This window comes from Allomuricauda sp. ARW1Y1 (genome assembly GCF_013407935.1).
In the GTDB taxonomy this organism is placed as follows: domain Bacteria; phylum Bacteroidota; class Bacteroidia; order Flavobacteriales; family Flavobacteriaceae; genus Flagellimonas.
Map to the genome: position 1 here is coordinate 1 of NZ_JACBZU010000003.1, position 15,305 is coordinate 15,305.

Consider the following 15,305-nt stretch of genomic DNA (forward strand, 5'->3'; position numbering starts at 1 on the left):
CTCTCGGTAAACTTGCTTTTTTTCATGTGACAGTTAAAATTTAAAGTTAGAAAATCTGAATTTTAAACTGTCCTATTTTTAGGGAAGGCTACAGCTTCATAGAGTTTGTATAGGACAATTTTTTCTTTTCTCTATCCTCAATTAGATTTAAGTAGAAGTCATCATTAGTTCCGGTAAGCAATTTTTTATATTCATTGATTTCTTTGTCCAGGTAATTGTTTGTTGATTGTTTATAACGGTTTATTTTCTCTTGCTTGAAGACTTGAATGTCTTGAGAAAGCTGGCTTGAAAAAACCAGAGTTTCCAATGGTTTGGAAACAATCGTGGAAATAAAAGCAATGAAAATTAAACGAATGCTTACAGAAATAAAACGCGCAGTTTTATTCGGAATGTAGGGAAATCCGGTTTTAGATAAAGTATAAAGTAGGAATAGATAAATGTTGGTTATCATCCACGCAAAAAACAACCCGATAACTATACCTATCCATAAATTTTGGAGTAAGCCTGTAAATGCTAAAAAACAACTGACAAAACATAAGGTAAAAATTACCGCAACAAGCACTCCGATTCCAGTGAATCGGCTTCTCGTCGATTTATTACATTTTCCGATAACATTCTTGTCATCACCGGAAAGCGTCCAAAAAAACATTTTAAGTTTCATTGCACTCAAATAATTTTAGCCTTCAGATTTGATGAACAATTCTGGATTATCGTCAATTTTTTTCATCATATCTTCTTTATACTTGGATATGGCGTACTGGGTTAATTCCTCTTGTGCTTTTAGTAATTCTTTCTTTTCTAACAATAGTTTCTCGGATTCTAGATGCTTGATTAAGTCTCTTTCTTGACCGTTTTTATCTTTATGATAGTTGTATTGAATGTAAATGCCCTGTTCTGCTTTGATTAATTCTTGGGTATTCTGTTTTAAGAAGTCATAAGGCGATTTAATAAGCATTAGTTTAAAGAAAATAGGCGTTAATTCAATAGCTAAAAAGAGTAGTGTGATAAATAAGGAAATCCAAAAGCCAGCTATCTTATGTGCAAGTTTAATCCTTTCCAACAAACCATCAAGTCCAGATGCGACCACTTCAGCATTATCAATGTCTTTTTGTTTGTTCTTTTCAAATTTGACTATGTTTTGATATGACTTTTCAATTAATGGCGCGTTCTTATTCTTGATTGTGTTTATTTCTGAATCCAGCCTTTTCATTTGCTGTTCAATCTTTTTGGCCTCTGGTCCGTAACCTCTCGGACCTGCTTCGCCACTCATTTCTTTGGTTAACTGATTTTCCAGTTCAACATAGCGTTCTTCCTTTGATTGGATTTCGTTCTCCCATTTCGATATTTTTTCCTTTTCATTTTGAATTCGACCAGCGTACAAAGAATCAATACTCGCTATGTATTCCTGCTGTTTTTTCATTTGCGCTGAGTGAAGTTCCGCATCAATCTCAGATTTAAACATCCGGATTTCAACTGGTTTAGATATGGTTAACGCAATTATTGCTCCCATCAGTAAGCGAGGAATTGCGCCTTTTAACTCTCCCCAAGTAATTGCCTCTGTACCGTCACCTGTTCCTGTACTTGAAACAATAAATCTATCAAGGTTAAAAATCATCAACCCCCAAAAAGCACCGAATATTATTGACATAAAGGATGTGGTCCAGCTTACGGTATCTGCTTCGATTGCTGAACCTCTTGGTTCAAAAATTGTGTAGAAAGCATAACCACCGGCCAAAGCGGCCATAAGACCTGTTGCAACTATAATACCACCAAGACACATATATTTTACTTGGTCGGAATAGGTTGAACGTTCTAGGATATAACTGTCTCCTCCAGCTGCTTTCCAAAAGAAGCGCATAATTTTTGAAGGTTTAGGACTATTGTAGAAGTCTCTTTCCATATTTTTTAAGGTTTGATTGGATAGTTGGATTTTATAAACGGCTCAAAATCTATTTTTAAGTTTTGAGTAAAGATTTTAGGAGGGTTTAGTTTTAATTCTGTTGGAACTTGATAAATCAATGAATCATCAAGCGTCTTCTTTAATTTTTTCCTTACTAGCGGAACTGAACTTAAGTTCGATAAATTTGTTTTTGGTCTAAAAGGATTCAATAATGAAGGCGATGTGGACTCTATGATGATTTTTTTGGTCTGTTTTTGTCCGCCAATACCATAGAAAGTAATTTCCAGATTATATGTTTTATCTTCTAATTTTACTTTTTGATGAGAGAAGTTACCTGGTAAGACATTCAAGTTTGATATGGTGATTTTATGACAACCTGCAACGTTCCAAGTTATTTCGGTTTCATGTCCTCGAACGGTTAATTGGGTTGCATAAACCAAATGATTAAGGTTTAGCTTTCTTGAGAAAAGTAGGTTTTTAACAAACAGAAATGAACACAATGCGTTAGTGTGGAGATATTGTATTATATGTTTGATGGTTATGTTCATTTGGTTTGGTTGGTCTTTTTTCACAGAAATCAATTTGCATTTACTTCATTTAGCTAATCGTTCATAATTACATTTGTCGTTATAGAGAGTTGTCATAAAACAGCTTTTTTGTTTTTTAAGAATTGGGTTTTGTATTTGAAAAACCAAATGTATCGTGCGCCAGGCTCCGATATGAAGCGTTTCCGGCTATCAATAGGTGCGTGGTTTAACAGTTACTTCTATAAGTACCCACCAAACTGCAAATCCGCGAGGATTTTCAGAAGTATGCGAGAACAAGCAAGTACTTATAGCCATCGTTATTAGCCATGGTGTTTTTATTCAATTTCTTCTTTTTCCGACTTATATTTTTCGTATTCATCTCCATCGTAATCGGCATTTAGTACATACTCTTTTATCATATCCTCGTCAAACTCCAGTGAAATACTTGCTTTTGATGCCCGACTACCGACATAGCTGGTGTAAAAAGTGAAAGATTCAGAACTTCCAGCTCTTAGAACATCATAGGTAATATAACCATCGTCAGTTGTGATTTGATTTCCATTCCGGTCTTTATAAGTTATTTTATATTTTACCTTGGGAATGTCAAATGTTGTGTTGTTTTTAACAATTCCTTTTCCAGAAGCGGAACCTCCATATCCAGTTTTCCAACTCCAGTCAACAACAGAAACATCTGTTTTAAAAATCAATAACTTGTTTACAGTATATCTGTACTGAAGGAAATAGGCGTCAATATATTTACTGTTTTTCTGTACATCAGTCGTATCATTTTCTTTAATACAACCAGTGTTAATAGCAAACTTGTAAAGTTCATTTTCTTTATGGTCAGTTAGTCCTTTACTGTCAACTATTTTATTATAAAGATTCAATGAGTCAGGTAGAAGATAAAGTTCAATTTCTTTAGTTGATTGCTTACCAAATCCGTTGGTATAGTAATTTGTAGTTGAAACAGAAACCAAACTGTCATTGACAAGTTTTGATTCTACAATTTTGATTGAATCAGATTTAAAGTAGCTGTCAAAAGTCGAAATGTTTGGATAAGAACTTTTCATTTGTTCTTCATTTCCATCTTTAACCGACTTAAAAAACGTTAAAACAGTTTGTTCGGAATCAACTAATTTTTGGTCTTTTCCACAACTCGAAAGTAAAATGGCTAAAAATAATATGGTTAAATAGTTTTTTTTCATGTTTTCTTAGTTCATAATACTACTAACGGTTTGGCTATGAACAGTTGGGCATTTTACGCCCTAACTGTTCAGTTTAGCACCGACTTTTGTTTTATGTTTATACTTTCGTTTTATCACTTTTATCCCAATTGTTTATAGTCATTGTAAGCCACTAGCTTTATTTTGTCCATTTTGAGAAATTTTTATATCCATCGTCACCATTCCAATCATAAACTGGATAATCCTCTGACAATCGGTAAATTTTGTTTCTATACTTTTCATCCACTTTATTCACAGAATAACCATCTAAATCAGGATACTTTATCCATTTTCCATTTATATAGTCATGTAAATTGATTTTCGTACCATCGTCAGAAAATGAATAGCCTAAAAAATAAAGTGGATTAGAACCTTTTGTTTTTGTCTTTCCATCTTTGCCTTTTATGCCATTGATGTGAACACCAAAAATATGATTTCCTACCTGCATACTTTTCATTATCTCGTAGCTTACCCATTTTCTATTGAAAGTATCTGAACCAATTAGAACACAAGTGTTTGAGGTATTTTTAATAGCTCCATTAATTAATCTCTTTAATGCTATATCACCTGTCTTTTTGGCTGACTCCCAAATTGAAGCATCAAAGAAGCCTGCTGATGCTCTGTCAGGTTTGGATACCCAATGATTCCTTACAACGTTTGCTCTAAAATCAATAACATCTTGATAGTGAAAACTAAAAAATACTCTTTTTGCCATATTAATTGATTATAAACATTACCACAAGTGTAATCGCGATTAGGGTTCCATAAAAGATTATTTGAGTAATCGAAAATGTACTCGAAATCCAACTATTTTTATTATTGTTTGTTATCGTTGCATTCATATCAAAATCAATCTCATTTTCATTTTTTTGTCGAATTAGATTATACAAGTCCCTATATTTTCTTTCTTGTGATAAATAATAACCGTCTAATAGCCAAAAAAGCGGTGTCGAAATGTAGGTAATCAGCACGTAATCGATATTTGTGTCTTTGGCTGCAAATGCGAATAATGCCGCTACAAGTGTTACTGACCAACCACGAAGTAAAAAAGAATTAACATTCATTCTGGTTATAACCAGTTGGATAAATTCAAGGTGTTTGATTTTCTTTTCTTCCATTTCTTTAACTTTTTAACCAAGTTCCAAGTCCTTTTAAATCACCATTTGGATATTTTACATAGAATGAATTTGGTGTAGAATCGCTCTCGTATATATAAGGATAAATTTGTAGATACTCTGCCCCACTAAAATCAGAATAATTGTTTTTTACAGGAAGTACGGCAATATGTTCAATATATTTTTCTGCATCTCCGTGTCCTAATTCCCAATTGCACCATTTGGAACTTATTGCTCCTTCTGTAGCAAGAAAAATGAACTTTCTATTCTCTTTGATTTTTTGTTTAATTCTGTTTGCTGTAATTCCGCTTGTTGTTATTGGCATCCCATCGTCAAGCCAATCAACATAGACTTCTACTCCAAAACGCTTTAGGAAGCTGATAGCACTATCAAGTTCTTCTGTTTCATCGTGTTTGTGAGACAGAAAAATAGTCACTTTAGAATATCGACTTTCTGCTTTAAATTCTTTTAGACTTTCAGTAATTGTCTTGCTATAGTAGCGTGTACTATTTCTATATTCTGAAAGTCGTGATTTAGATATTATGCTCATTTTTTTTCAGCTTGTGGCTAACAAGTTTATATACTGAACTTCATTAATTATATATTCTAACGTGGTTGGCTATGCCTAAGTTTGGTTATTTAAAATAACCAATATCAAAACTATAAGGTTTATTAAGATAGAATTGAACTAAAAGTAAGAAATACCTATCAAGAAGAAATACGGAATTCTGTAAGGAAAGTAAACCTGTTATTTTTGTTGCCTCACGGCCGGATGTTTGTTCCATATTCCTTTTCAAATTCTGAAAAAAAATCTTGCAAGGAACAATTTTCAAAACGACAAATACTGTAAACAGTGGTCAAAGGAATGTTGTAGCCATCTAATTCTTTAATTTTACTTAAAGTTGAAGAGGTGATCCCACAACCTTTGGAGTATTCATTTTGTGATATTTCGTTGCCGTCTTTATCATAAAATGGGCTAAAGTATTTTTCAGTGATAAAGTTGCATAAATACTTATTCACTAAAGCGTTTATCTTTTTTAATTCTATTTTATTTGAATTACTCTGTGGCAACTTGTTTACTTTATTCAAAAAAAGACGTTCATAAAAAAATATCTGTTCGCGATAGCGAATGATTATATATTTTTGTTATATTGCCGTTGTTATTATATAGATTTGCGATTCTTCGTATAAATAATATTTGAAGCTATCGCTTTGAATCTCGCTTTTGAAAACTGGTAATTTTTAAGTACACGAGAGGATAAGTAGATTGGCTCACGACCCGGGCGTGAGCTCTCTTATTCGTGTACGGGTATACCAGTACCTCAAAGGCGGTAAGTTGAGTTTTCACGCCCAACTTGTTTCTTGGCGTTTGGTTTTATTTTTTTCTTTTTCGATGTGTCGCTAACCTTTATTTAGGTTTATGGGAAACATTTGGCAACTTTTTAATGTGGGGTTCACATCGTGTTTTTGTCCTGTTTTTGGGACATCGCACTCGGTGTTTGATATCCTGTTTCGTAAAAAGCCAAAGAATCCCATTTAATTGATGTTGTGACTATAGTTATGGGATATCCGTTGTTTTTTGTTTCTGGATTCGTTTTATCTCTTTGTCCCATGACTGACGTATACACTTTTGGGGTATCCGGCCCTAATTCATTTTCATAGTCCATTTCTTTTTAGGAGTCCTATTTCTAGGTACGGTTTGTACCTGGACAGGGTGTCCTCAGCCTGAACCTTGGTCCCTAGGTAAGTTACGACTTTGTGGTGACTTGTGGGCAGTGAAAACAAAAAACCTCCGGACAGGGTAGGAGTTGTCCAGAGGCATGATTCAATTAACACTAACTGTTTAATCAAACAACTCAAAATTATGAAGAAATTATCGATGATTGGAAAGCGGACTTTTTTGTCCTTACTTTTCTATGTGCTTTTGGCTCCATGGTCATGGGGCTCTGTTTCCGCTGGAACGTTTTTATCTGTTCAGGACGTGGTCCGTGGCACCGTAACCGATGTTGATGGGAATCCTTTGGCGGGTGTCAATATTGTGGTGGAATCCACGGAACGTGGGACGATGTCCGAATGGGACGGTTCCTTTGTCATTGAGGCCGGTTCCGATGAGGTACTGGTATTTAGTATGTTGGGCTATGCCCCTTTGACCGTCCCTGTGGCCGGGAGGAACCGCATTGATGTGGTGATGGAGGAGGATGTGACCGCTTTGGGGGAGGTGGTGCTCAATGCGGGGTACTATACCGTTTCCGAGCGGGAACGTACGGGGAACATTGCCACCATCAAGGCTGAAATGATGGAAAAACAGCCCGTGGGCAATCCCTTGGCGGCCATTCAGGGCCATTTGTCCGGGGTGAACATTGTTCAGAACACAGGGGTGCCCGGTGGGGGCTTTACCATTGATATCCGAGGCAGGAACTTTATCAATGGGGTTTCCGATCCCCTTTTCATTGTGGATGGGGTACCCATCAGTTCACAGTCCTTGGGCTCCAATGATGTTTCTGGGCAGATATTGGGTGGGAACATTAGTCCGCTCAATGCCATCAACCCCAATGATATTGAAAGTATTGAAGTGCTCAAGGATGCCGATGCCACGGCCATCTATGGATCCCGTGGGGCCAATGGGGTAGTCTTGATCACCACCAAGAAGGGTCGGGCCGGGGAGACCCGGTTACAAGTCCAGATGAGCAGTTCGTTGGGCAGGGTTACCAATTTTCTGGAGCTGTTGAATACCCAACAATACCTGGAACTGCGCCGTGAAGGGGTGGTCAATGATGGTTTTGGGGACTTTTTGGAGAATCCCGCCTTTGATTTTGCGTGGCCCGATATCAAGACTTGGGACAATGATCGGTATACCGATTGGCAGGAGGAGCTCATTGGGGGAACAGCCTATCGGAACAATCTGCAATTGTCCGTTTCCGGGGGCAGTGAACGTACCCAGTTCCTGATCAGTGGGTCCTATCTCAAGGAGACCACGGTATTCCCTGGGGATGCCAATTATAAAAAGGCCAATGTGAACAGCAATATTTCACATCAGTCCGATAACGGGCGTTTCAAGATCAATCTGTCCACGATCTATACGCGAGAGGACAATCTGATGCCTCGGTCGGACCTGACGAACGTTGCCTATACCTTGGAGCCCAATGCCCCCGAGATCTATGATGATGAGGGCAACCTCAATTGGGAGGACAATACCTTTGACAATCCTTTTGCTGCTTTGGAGGAGCGCTTCGGACAGGCGAGCCACACGCTGATTTCCAATGCGTTGTTGTCCTATGGGTTGCTGCCCGATCTTGAGGTGAGGACGAGTTTGGGCTACAATAGGTATCAACTGGATTCCTACCGGACCTTGCCCAGTTCCGCAGTGAACCCGGGACGTGGGTTGACGTCGCAGACCTATTCTTCATTGACGCTCAACTCGGCCGATCGTGAATCTTGGATCGTGGAGCCCCAGATCAGTTGGAAGCCCACATGGAACAAGTTCGATGTAGAAGTGTTGTTGGGCACTACCTTTCAAAAGGAAACCGCCCAGCAGTTTGTGCAACGGGGGAGGGGCTATCCCAATGATCAATTGATCCGAAACCTTGCTGCGGCCAGTACCGTGGAGGTACTGGGGGACACTGATAGTGAGTATGCCTATACGGCAGTGTTCGGTAGGGTCAACGTCAATTTCTTGGACCGATATACCCTGAACTTGACGGGTAGGCGTGATGGTTCTTCCCGATTTGGACCGGGCAGGCAGTTCGGCAATTTTGGGGCCGTTGGATTGGCCTGGTTGTTTTCCGAGGAAAAGCTTTTTGCCAATAGCAGCTGGTTGAGTTTTGGAAAGCTGCGTGGCAGCTATGGGACCACGGGCAGTGACAATATCGGGGATTACCGCTTTCTGGACACCTATGATGTGACCGGTTTTGATTACAACGGTGTCAGCATTTTAGAGCCTACGGGCATTTTCAATCCCTTGTTTGGATGGGAGTCGAACACCAAATTGGAAGTGGGTCTGGAATTGGGATTCTTTCGTGATAGGGTGAGGCTTGGAACCTCCTTTTTTCGGAACCGATCCAGTAACCAACTGATCGGTATCCCCTTGGCAGCGACCACTGGTTTTTCGGAACTGACCGGGAATTTTGATGCTACGGTGGAGAATACCGGGGTGGAAGTAGATGTCAATGCGATGATGTTCCAAGGGAAGGATTTTGGATGGTCCACCCGGTTTACCTTGACGGTTCCCAAGAATAAGCTGGTGGCCTTTGATGGTCTGGAAGATTCCACCTTTGCCGATCGCTACATCATTGGGGAGCCCTTGACCATCGTTCGATTGTACGAATCCCTAGGGGTGGACCCTGAAACGGGTATCTACCAATTCGAGGATTTCAACGGTGACGGGGAGATCACCAGTCTGGGTGACCGGGAGTGGTTGGAGGACCTAGCCCCAGAATTCTACGGGGGTTTTGGGCAAAATATCCGGTGGGGCAATTTGGGGCTGGATTTCTTTTTCCAGTTCAAGAAACAAAAGGCCTTTAATGAGCTTCGGGCGTTTGCGGTGCCTGGCGCGCGCAGGAACCTGCCCATCCGTTTGTTGGATCGATGGCAAGAGCCGGGTGATGAGGCCACCGTTCAATTGGCCTCTGCCGGACTTGCTCCCGGGGAGGATACGGGAGCACTGCAGTCCAGAAGCAATGCCGCCGTATCGGATGCCTCCTTCATCCGTTTACGGAACATCACGCTCAATTATCGCGTTCCCAATCTGGGCGATCGCTTAGATATCAATGTATACCTGCAGGGACAAAACCTGTGGACCATCACCAACTATACCGGGCCTGATCCGGAGCAGCCCTCTACCATACGTTTACCGCAGTTACGGCAGTTGACCTTGGGATTACAGTTGGGATTTTAACCTTATACAAATGAATTATGAGACAGATATTTTATAGCAATAGACAATTTTTGATGGGCCTGATGTGTAAGGCTTGTTTATGGATAGTACTGTTGGGCACCCTTGGCTGCTCGGATTTTGTGGAGGTGGACCCTCCCAAGAATACCTTGGTTTCTCAAACGGTGTTCGATGACCCCTCCACGGTGGAATCGGCCCTGGCCAATCTCTATTTTTCCCTAAGGGAAGATGGGATGGTGTCCGGGAATTCGGGTTTTACGACCCTGTTGGGCATCTATGCCGACGAGCTGGATTATTACGCTTTCAACGGTGATATTGTCCAATTGTACCGTCATACGGTGACGCCACAGAATGCGGTGCTTTTGGGATGGTGGACACAGGGATATCAGGTCATTTATGCCGCCAATGATATCATTACAGGATTGGAAGCCTCGGAGGGACTGAGTACGATGGAAGTGGAACGCTACAAGGGACAGGCGCTGTTTGTCCGGGCCTATGTGCACAGTTTACTGGTGGGTGTCTTTGGGGATGTTCCCTATATCACTACCACGGATTATGTGGTGAACACCAATGTTTCACGTTTGGAGTCTAATCGGGTGTACGAAGCCATTGTTGCGGATCTGGAGCAAGCGGTCGCTTTGATGGACGGTGCGGATATTCTCGTGGGGGATAGGGTAGTGCCCGATGCCGATGTGGCCCGTGCCCTGTTGGCACGAATGGCCCTATATACCCAGCAGTGGGAGTTGGCCGCCGCTACTGCAGGGGAAGTGATCGCTGCCTTTCCCTTGGAACCCGATTTGGACCAAGTGTTTTTGAAGGAATCGGGGGAGACCGTTTGGCAGTTCAGGCCGGGCAATGACCTTAGAAATACGCAAGAGGCCAATCAATTGGTGATTCAGTTCATTCCTGGGCAGCGTTTTGCGCTTACTCCCTCCCTATTGGAAGCCTTTGAGGAGGGGGATGACCGTTTGGAAAGTTGGACCGATGAGCTGTCGGATACCGATGGCACCCTAACCTTGTCCTATGCCCACAAATACAAGGCGCTGTTCAATGAAACGGCATCCCTGGAGCATTCCATAGTGTTCCGATCGGCGGAACAATACCTGATCCGGGCAGAGGCCAGGGCACAATTGGGGAATCTGGAAGGGGCCCGACAGGACCTCAATGCGGTACGCAACCGTGCCGGTCTGGGGGATGTGAATTTGGTCATGCAATCGGAACTGCTGGAGGCCATATATCGGGAAAGACGCGTGGAGCTCTTTGCGGAGCAGGGACTGCGCTGGATGGACCTGAAACGTAGCGGAAGGGCTGCGGAGATGCTTTCGCCATTGAAGGCCAATTGGGAGGATACCCATGTACTGTTGCCCATTCCCGAGAGCGAATTGGAGATCAATCCCAATCTCTTGCCACAAAACCCTGGATATTAATGTTTGACAAAAGAATTCATAGGATGAAAAAGTTGGTTTATATACTAATATGGATGATACCCTTATGGGCAGTATGCGGCTATTCGCAAACCGCGAAGGATTTAGATGGTACAGCATCCGATGTAGCAACTCCCTTTCTTACGGCACAAGTAGTGGAGGGCAAATTATGGGTCGATGTTCCCTCGTCCCTTTTGGAAAAGACCCTATTATGGACAAGGACCGGGGATAGTAACCAATATGATACCAAGCATGTGAAGTTTCGCAGGGAAGGGGAGCGGCTGTTTTTAGAGCAACCTCGGGTATGGTCGGAGACGGGAATCTGGTTGCCCTTGAATGGGGATGTTTCCCTGGAAAGGATCTTTCTTGGGGAATTTCCGATTATGGCATATGATGGGAATGCCTATCGTATTGATATGACATCAGTGGTATTGGATGAATCGATTCCTTGGCAGCATATGTCCTCCTTGCCCCGGTTGGGCCATCTCTCGGAGGTGGTCGGGGTGAAGCATAAGGAAGGTGAACTGATGGTGCAAACCCGCATAGGGTTGTCCAAGGAGGGGGTGTCGTTTTTGGAACCTGTGTTTTTCAGCTTTCTGGTATTGCCCGAACCCATGGAGCCGAGGCCCTATGACTACCGTATGGCCTATTGGGTCGAGGACCAGGATAGAACCGGAGACCAAACGGAAAATAAGGTTGGTAGCACAGGGCGATGGCGATTGGCCAAAAAGTTTAAGGACCGTGAACGGAGTGTGCCCCAAAAGCCCATTACTTTTTTGATGTCACCTGATATTCCCGAGAAATGGAGGCCCTATGTCAAGGCTGGTGTTCTGGAATGGCTCCCTGCGTTTGAGTCGGCCGGATTTACAAGTGCCATTATCGTAAAGGAGATGGATAGTTTGGATGCATGGGAAAACCGTAGTTTGGGGAACTCCATTATCCGTTGGGCAAGGAATAAAAACATCAGGGGGGAGGAAGCGGAAAAAAGAGGATCGAGCGTATCGTTGGTCCTTGACCATCGTTCTGGGGAAATCGTAAAGTCGGATATCCTCTTGGGAACGTCACTACAGCGGTTACAGGATGAGTATTTTGTGCGCTGTGCTGCCCTTGACCCTAGGGCGAGGACCACTCCTTTTCCCGATGCACTTACAGGGGAGCTGATCCAATTCTTGGTGGCGCATGAGACCGGGCATGCACTTGGTATCAAGGATAACCACTATGGGGAGTTCCAATACCCCTTGGAGCGTATGGGCGAAGCGCAATGGCTCAAAGAGATGGGACATACCCCCAGTGTGATGTCCTATGCCAGGCACAATAATATGGCACAGCCCAAAGATAGTGTTCCGCCGCACTTGTTGATCCAAAAGGTAGGTCCCACGGACCACTACTATATCCAATGGGCGTATACGGAGTTCCCCGAGGGATGGGGCAAAAAGCAGAAATCGGATCGATTGGAAGAAATGATTCGGTGGCAGGATACCGTGCCGTGGTATCGGTATAACAATAATACTAATGAGATCATTGGCCCGGGAAACACCAATGAAGTGGTGGAGACCAATGATCCCGTGGGAGGGGCAAAACGCGCCTTGGCCAATTTGGAGCGGGCATTGGCCCTCTTGCCCGATACCAACCAAGGGAGAACGGATATGGCGCGGAGCAAACGCATATATGCCCAGGGATTGGAACTTTGGTTCCATACCATGCGACATGTGCTTTCTATGGTGGGAGGTTATGAGGTGTTTTACAAATCCATGAACCAAGAGGGAAACATGTACACCCCTGTTGATTTTAGGAGGCAGCAGGAGGCCATGGACTATTTCATGGAACAAGCCTTTGACCCTCCCCAATGGTTGACCCATCCCGATCTGGGCATGGACATTCGGTATTCAAGCCATCCCGATTTTGTGGTAAACTATCAAAAACTGCTCTTGATGGAACTGATGCGACCACAACGGATGAAACGCTTGGAGCATCTGGAAACCTTAGAGGGCTTTGAAGGGGCATTGGACTGGTATGTCGAGGAGCTGCAGCAACGGCTTTTTGAGGAATTGTTGCAGGGTACCGGGAAGGTGCCTACCAGGAAGCAGGCCATTCAAGCGCTCTACCTGGAAAAATGGAACCAAAACTTTCAAAAGGAGCGGTTCCAATTTGGGGTGGATGAGATGGCCTTTGTGCATTCCGATCATTCATTAGGGGTCGTCATGGAACAACTGTTGGATTTGAAACGTCTATTGCGGAAGTCTTTGAAGCGCCATAAGAAGTTAGGATCCAAGGGGCATTGGGCATGGTGCTTGGCCAAGTTGGAGGAGTTGACCGGTGGTTAAAGGATGAAGCAAATTTGTTGTAGTCAAGCAAAATTTTGGAAAGGACCGCGAGGCTTGAAGTTTCGTTGTGTTTTGAGTTAGTGATAAAGGTGTCCCTAGGGACACCTTTAGTTTTAAAGGGGACATTGATTACTCCCTTATGTACAGTGGAATGCTCAGTTCAGGGTCCTTAAAGACCTGCCACTGTCCTTCCATACAGAGCACTTGTCCGGTTACAAGACAATCTGTTTGGATGGGCTGAACCCCCAATATGGGATGATCATAATAGCCCGTTTGGGTGCTATTATCCTCTTCTGTGGCAAAGGCCAATCCGACCGCCATGATGATGGCAAAGGCCGGTAAAACGATTTTTAAAAATGATTTTTTCATTGTTCTATGTATTAAGAATGATGCCTACTCTAGGTGAGGTTTTCGGCTTCCCCTCAGCTGCGCAGTTTTGTTTTTCTGACGGTCATTTGGTTTGTCGTCCGGACTGTAGGATGGCCCCTAATGCCATAAGCATAAAGGCTCCATTGAACAGTATGTGTTCGCGCCACCCCAATGAGGAAATGATACCCCCACAGGAGCAGGGCGTGGGATGATCGGACGTTAGGACGGTGATGATATATATCGTGAACAGACCAAGCAAGGTGAAGCTGGCATACAGCCCAAGGGTTCTGAACCTCGGCAACAATAAGAGGCTTGTTATGGTGAGTTCCGAAAAGGGAACGCTCCATTGGAGAAGATCGGCATAGGCAGATAGGTAGGGCATTTGTGCCAACCGCCACTCGAAAGTATCCAAGTCCAATAGTTTGCTGGTGGCCGTGTACACGAATAACAGCACCAATAGGAGACTGGCCGTGGGGACAATGGTTCGATATATCTTTTTGGACGCCATACCTTTTGTTTGGATATGACAAAGTTCGGGAGTCCCATATATCTGTAGGGGAGTTTATGTTATCCGAAAGGGATTAAATACTTGATATGTTTCGATTTAGTCTCTCATGGCGGTAGGGGTGAGCCCGTATTTGTCCTTAAAGGCCCTGGAGAAATGGGTCTTGCTCTTAAAGCCTGTCATTTGGGCCACCTGTTTGATGGTAAGGGTACTGTACTGTATCAAGGTCTTGGCCTTTCGAAGGCGTTCCTGGGTGAGGAAGCGGAAGATGGTCGTACCGTACATCTGCTTGAAACCGTATTTGAGTTTGTATTCATTGGTGCCCATTTGCCGGGCCAGTTCATGGAGTCCGGGAAGGTCCTTTTCCAGATTGTTGATGATCATATCATGGAGGTCCCTAATGATCTGAATGTCCTTATGGTCCATTTTGACCTTATGGCGTTTGGTGCCCTTGGTGACCATCAGCTTGTTTTTGGGGATTCCCTTGGCGAAGGGCTCTCCTTTCACAAAGAACACGGAATCCAATAATAGTTTCTTGCCGGTATCGTCCAAGGTATCGAAGGCCGACACGTTGAAATCCTGTTTGATGGTCAGTCCTTCATGGGTGAGCAATTCCAGATGGAGCTTGGTGTCGTATGGATGCTTTTTGAACAATTTGGGCCATTTTTTCGCCCATTTGGTTTGTATGCTTTCGGTCATGAATTGGGTGATGGGTTTGCCGATAAGATCTCGGGGGAGACAGGATAAGAGGGAGCAGGTGTTTTTGGTGACCATTTCGATGGTGCCCTGTGAATCCAACAGGAAGGATAGTTGTATGATGCATTGGGGCGCATGGTGGGCATTGGCAAAGCCCTGATGGATAAAGGATGCCCTGATCTCCTCATTGACCATGTTGAGCATTAGGACCAAGGCAGCGATGTTGTCATTCTGTTCGGAGGGTTCCAGGCTGTAGAAAAAGTTGCCCTTGGCCATTTCCAACAGCATCTTTTGGATACGCTTGACCCTGAAATCATCTTCATCTGCCATA

At 43.1% G+C, this 15,305-nt stretch carries 14 protein-coding genes; 3 read left to right on the plus strand and 11 right to left on the minus strand.

The window, feature by feature from the left end; all coding sequences use genetic code 11:
• Positions 1-88 precede the first annotated feature (88 nt).
• The 8 genes from GGE08_RS09110 to GGE08_RS09145 form a co-directional block, all read right to left on the minus strand.
• Positions 89-661: a DUF4407 domain-containing protein gene (locus tag GGE08_RS09110; RefSeq protein WP_179384585.1), complete on the minus strand. Its 573-nt coding sequence runs from the start codon at positions 659-661 to the stop codon at positions 89-91.
• Positions 662-676: 15 nt separating this feature from the next.
• Positions 677-1,900 carry a DUF4407 domain-containing protein gene (locus GGE08_RS09115; protein ID WP_179384586.1) on the minus strand — a complete coding sequence of 408 codons (1,224 nt, stop codon included), beginning with the start codon at positions 1,898-1,900 and terminating at the stop codon, positions 677-679.
• 5 nt (positions 1,901-1,905) lie between these two features.
• Entirely contained in the window at positions 1,906-2,472 is a 567-nt protein-coding gene (locus GGE08_RS09120; protein ID WP_179384587.1) for a hypothetical protein, read from the minus strand.
• Between the two features lie 290 nt (positions 2,473-2,762).
• Positions 2,763-3,632, minus strand: coding sequence for a hypothetical protein (locus GGE08_RS09125; protein ID WP_179384588.1), 870 nt, complete (start codon positions 3,630-3,632; stop codon positions 2,763-2,765).
• 157 nt (positions 3,633-3,789) lie between these two features.
• Complete coding sequence (locus GGE08_RS09130; RefSeq protein ID WP_179384589.1) at positions 3,790-4,365, minus strand: TIR domain-containing protein; 576 nt, start codon at positions 4,363-4,365, stop codon at positions 3,790-3,792.
• A 1-nt stretch (position 4,366) separates the two neighbouring features.
• The gene (locus GGE08_RS09135) at positions 4,367-4,768 is read right to left on the minus strand and encodes a hypothetical protein (protein WP_179384590.1); all 402 of its coding nucleotides are present in this window, start codon (positions 4,766-4,768) and stop codon (positions 4,367-4,369) included.
• A 4-nt stretch (positions 4,769-4,772) separates the two neighbouring features.
• A complete protein-coding gene (locus GGE08_RS09140) occupies positions 4,773-5,315 on the minus strand; it encodes a toll/interleukin-1 receptor domain-containing protein (protein WP_179384591.1) in 543 nt (180 codons plus the stop codon).
• Positions 5,316-5,527: 212 nt separating this feature from the next.
• Positions 5,528-5,854, minus strand: coding sequence for a helix-turn-helix domain-containing protein (locus tag GGE08_RS09145; RefSeq protein ID WP_179384592.1), 327 nt, complete (start codon positions 5,852-5,854; stop codon positions 5,528-5,530).
• Positions 5,855-6,629: 775 nt separating this feature from the next.
• Here GGE08_RS09145 and GGE08_RS09150 point away from each other — a divergent pair.
• Genes GGE08_RS09150 through GGE08_RS09160 form a run of 3 tightly spaced genes read left to right on the plus strand, consistent with a single transcriptional unit; the run spans position 6,630 to position 13,404 of the window.
• Positions 6,630-9,659, plus strand: coding sequence for a SusC/RagA family TonB-linked outer membrane protein (locus GGE08_RS09150; RefSeq protein ID WP_179384593.1), 3,030 nt, complete (start codon positions 6,630-6,632; stop codon positions 9,657-9,659).
• A 17-nt stretch (positions 9,660-9,676) separates the two neighbouring features.
• Positions 9,677-11,083, plus strand: coding sequence for a RagB/SusD family nutrient uptake outer membrane protein (locus GGE08_RS09155; protein ID WP_179384594.1), 1,407 nt, complete (start codon positions 9,677-9,679; stop codon positions 11,081-11,083).
• Positions 11,084-11,136: 53 nt separating this feature from the next.
• Entirely contained in the window at positions 11,137-13,404 is a 2,268-nt protein-coding gene (locus tag GGE08_RS09160; protein ID WP_179384595.1) for a zinc-dependent metalloprotease, read from the plus strand.
• Between the two features lie 129 nt (positions 13,405-13,533).
• On the opposite strand, the gene GGE08_RS09165 is transcribed toward GGE08_RS09160, so the two are convergent.
• The 3 genes from GGE08_RS09165 to GGE08_RS09175 all read right to left on the minus strand — a co-directional run bounded on the left by GGE08_RS09165 (position 13,534) and on the right by GGE08_RS09175 (position 15,304).
• The gene (locus GGE08_RS09165) at positions 13,534-13,773 is read right to left on the minus strand and encodes a DUF6520 family protein (protein WP_179384596.1); all 240 of its coding nucleotides are present in this window, start codon (positions 13,771-13,773) and stop codon (positions 13,534-13,536) included.
• An 82-nt stretch (positions 13,774-13,855) separates the two neighbouring features.
• Positions 13,856-14,281 carry a MauE/DoxX family redox-associated membrane protein gene (locus tag GGE08_RS09170; RefSeq protein WP_179384597.1) on the minus strand — a complete coding sequence of 142 codons (426 nt, stop codon included), beginning with the start codon at positions 14,279-14,281 and terminating at the stop codon, positions 13,856-13,858.
• A 96-nt stretch (positions 14,282-14,377) separates the two neighbouring features.
• Positions 14,378-15,304, minus strand: coding sequence for a helix-turn-helix domain-containing protein (locus GGE08_RS09175; protein ID WP_179384598.1), 927 nt, complete (start codon positions 15,302-15,304; stop codon positions 14,378-14,380).
• Position 15,305: the final 1 nt, after the last annotated feature.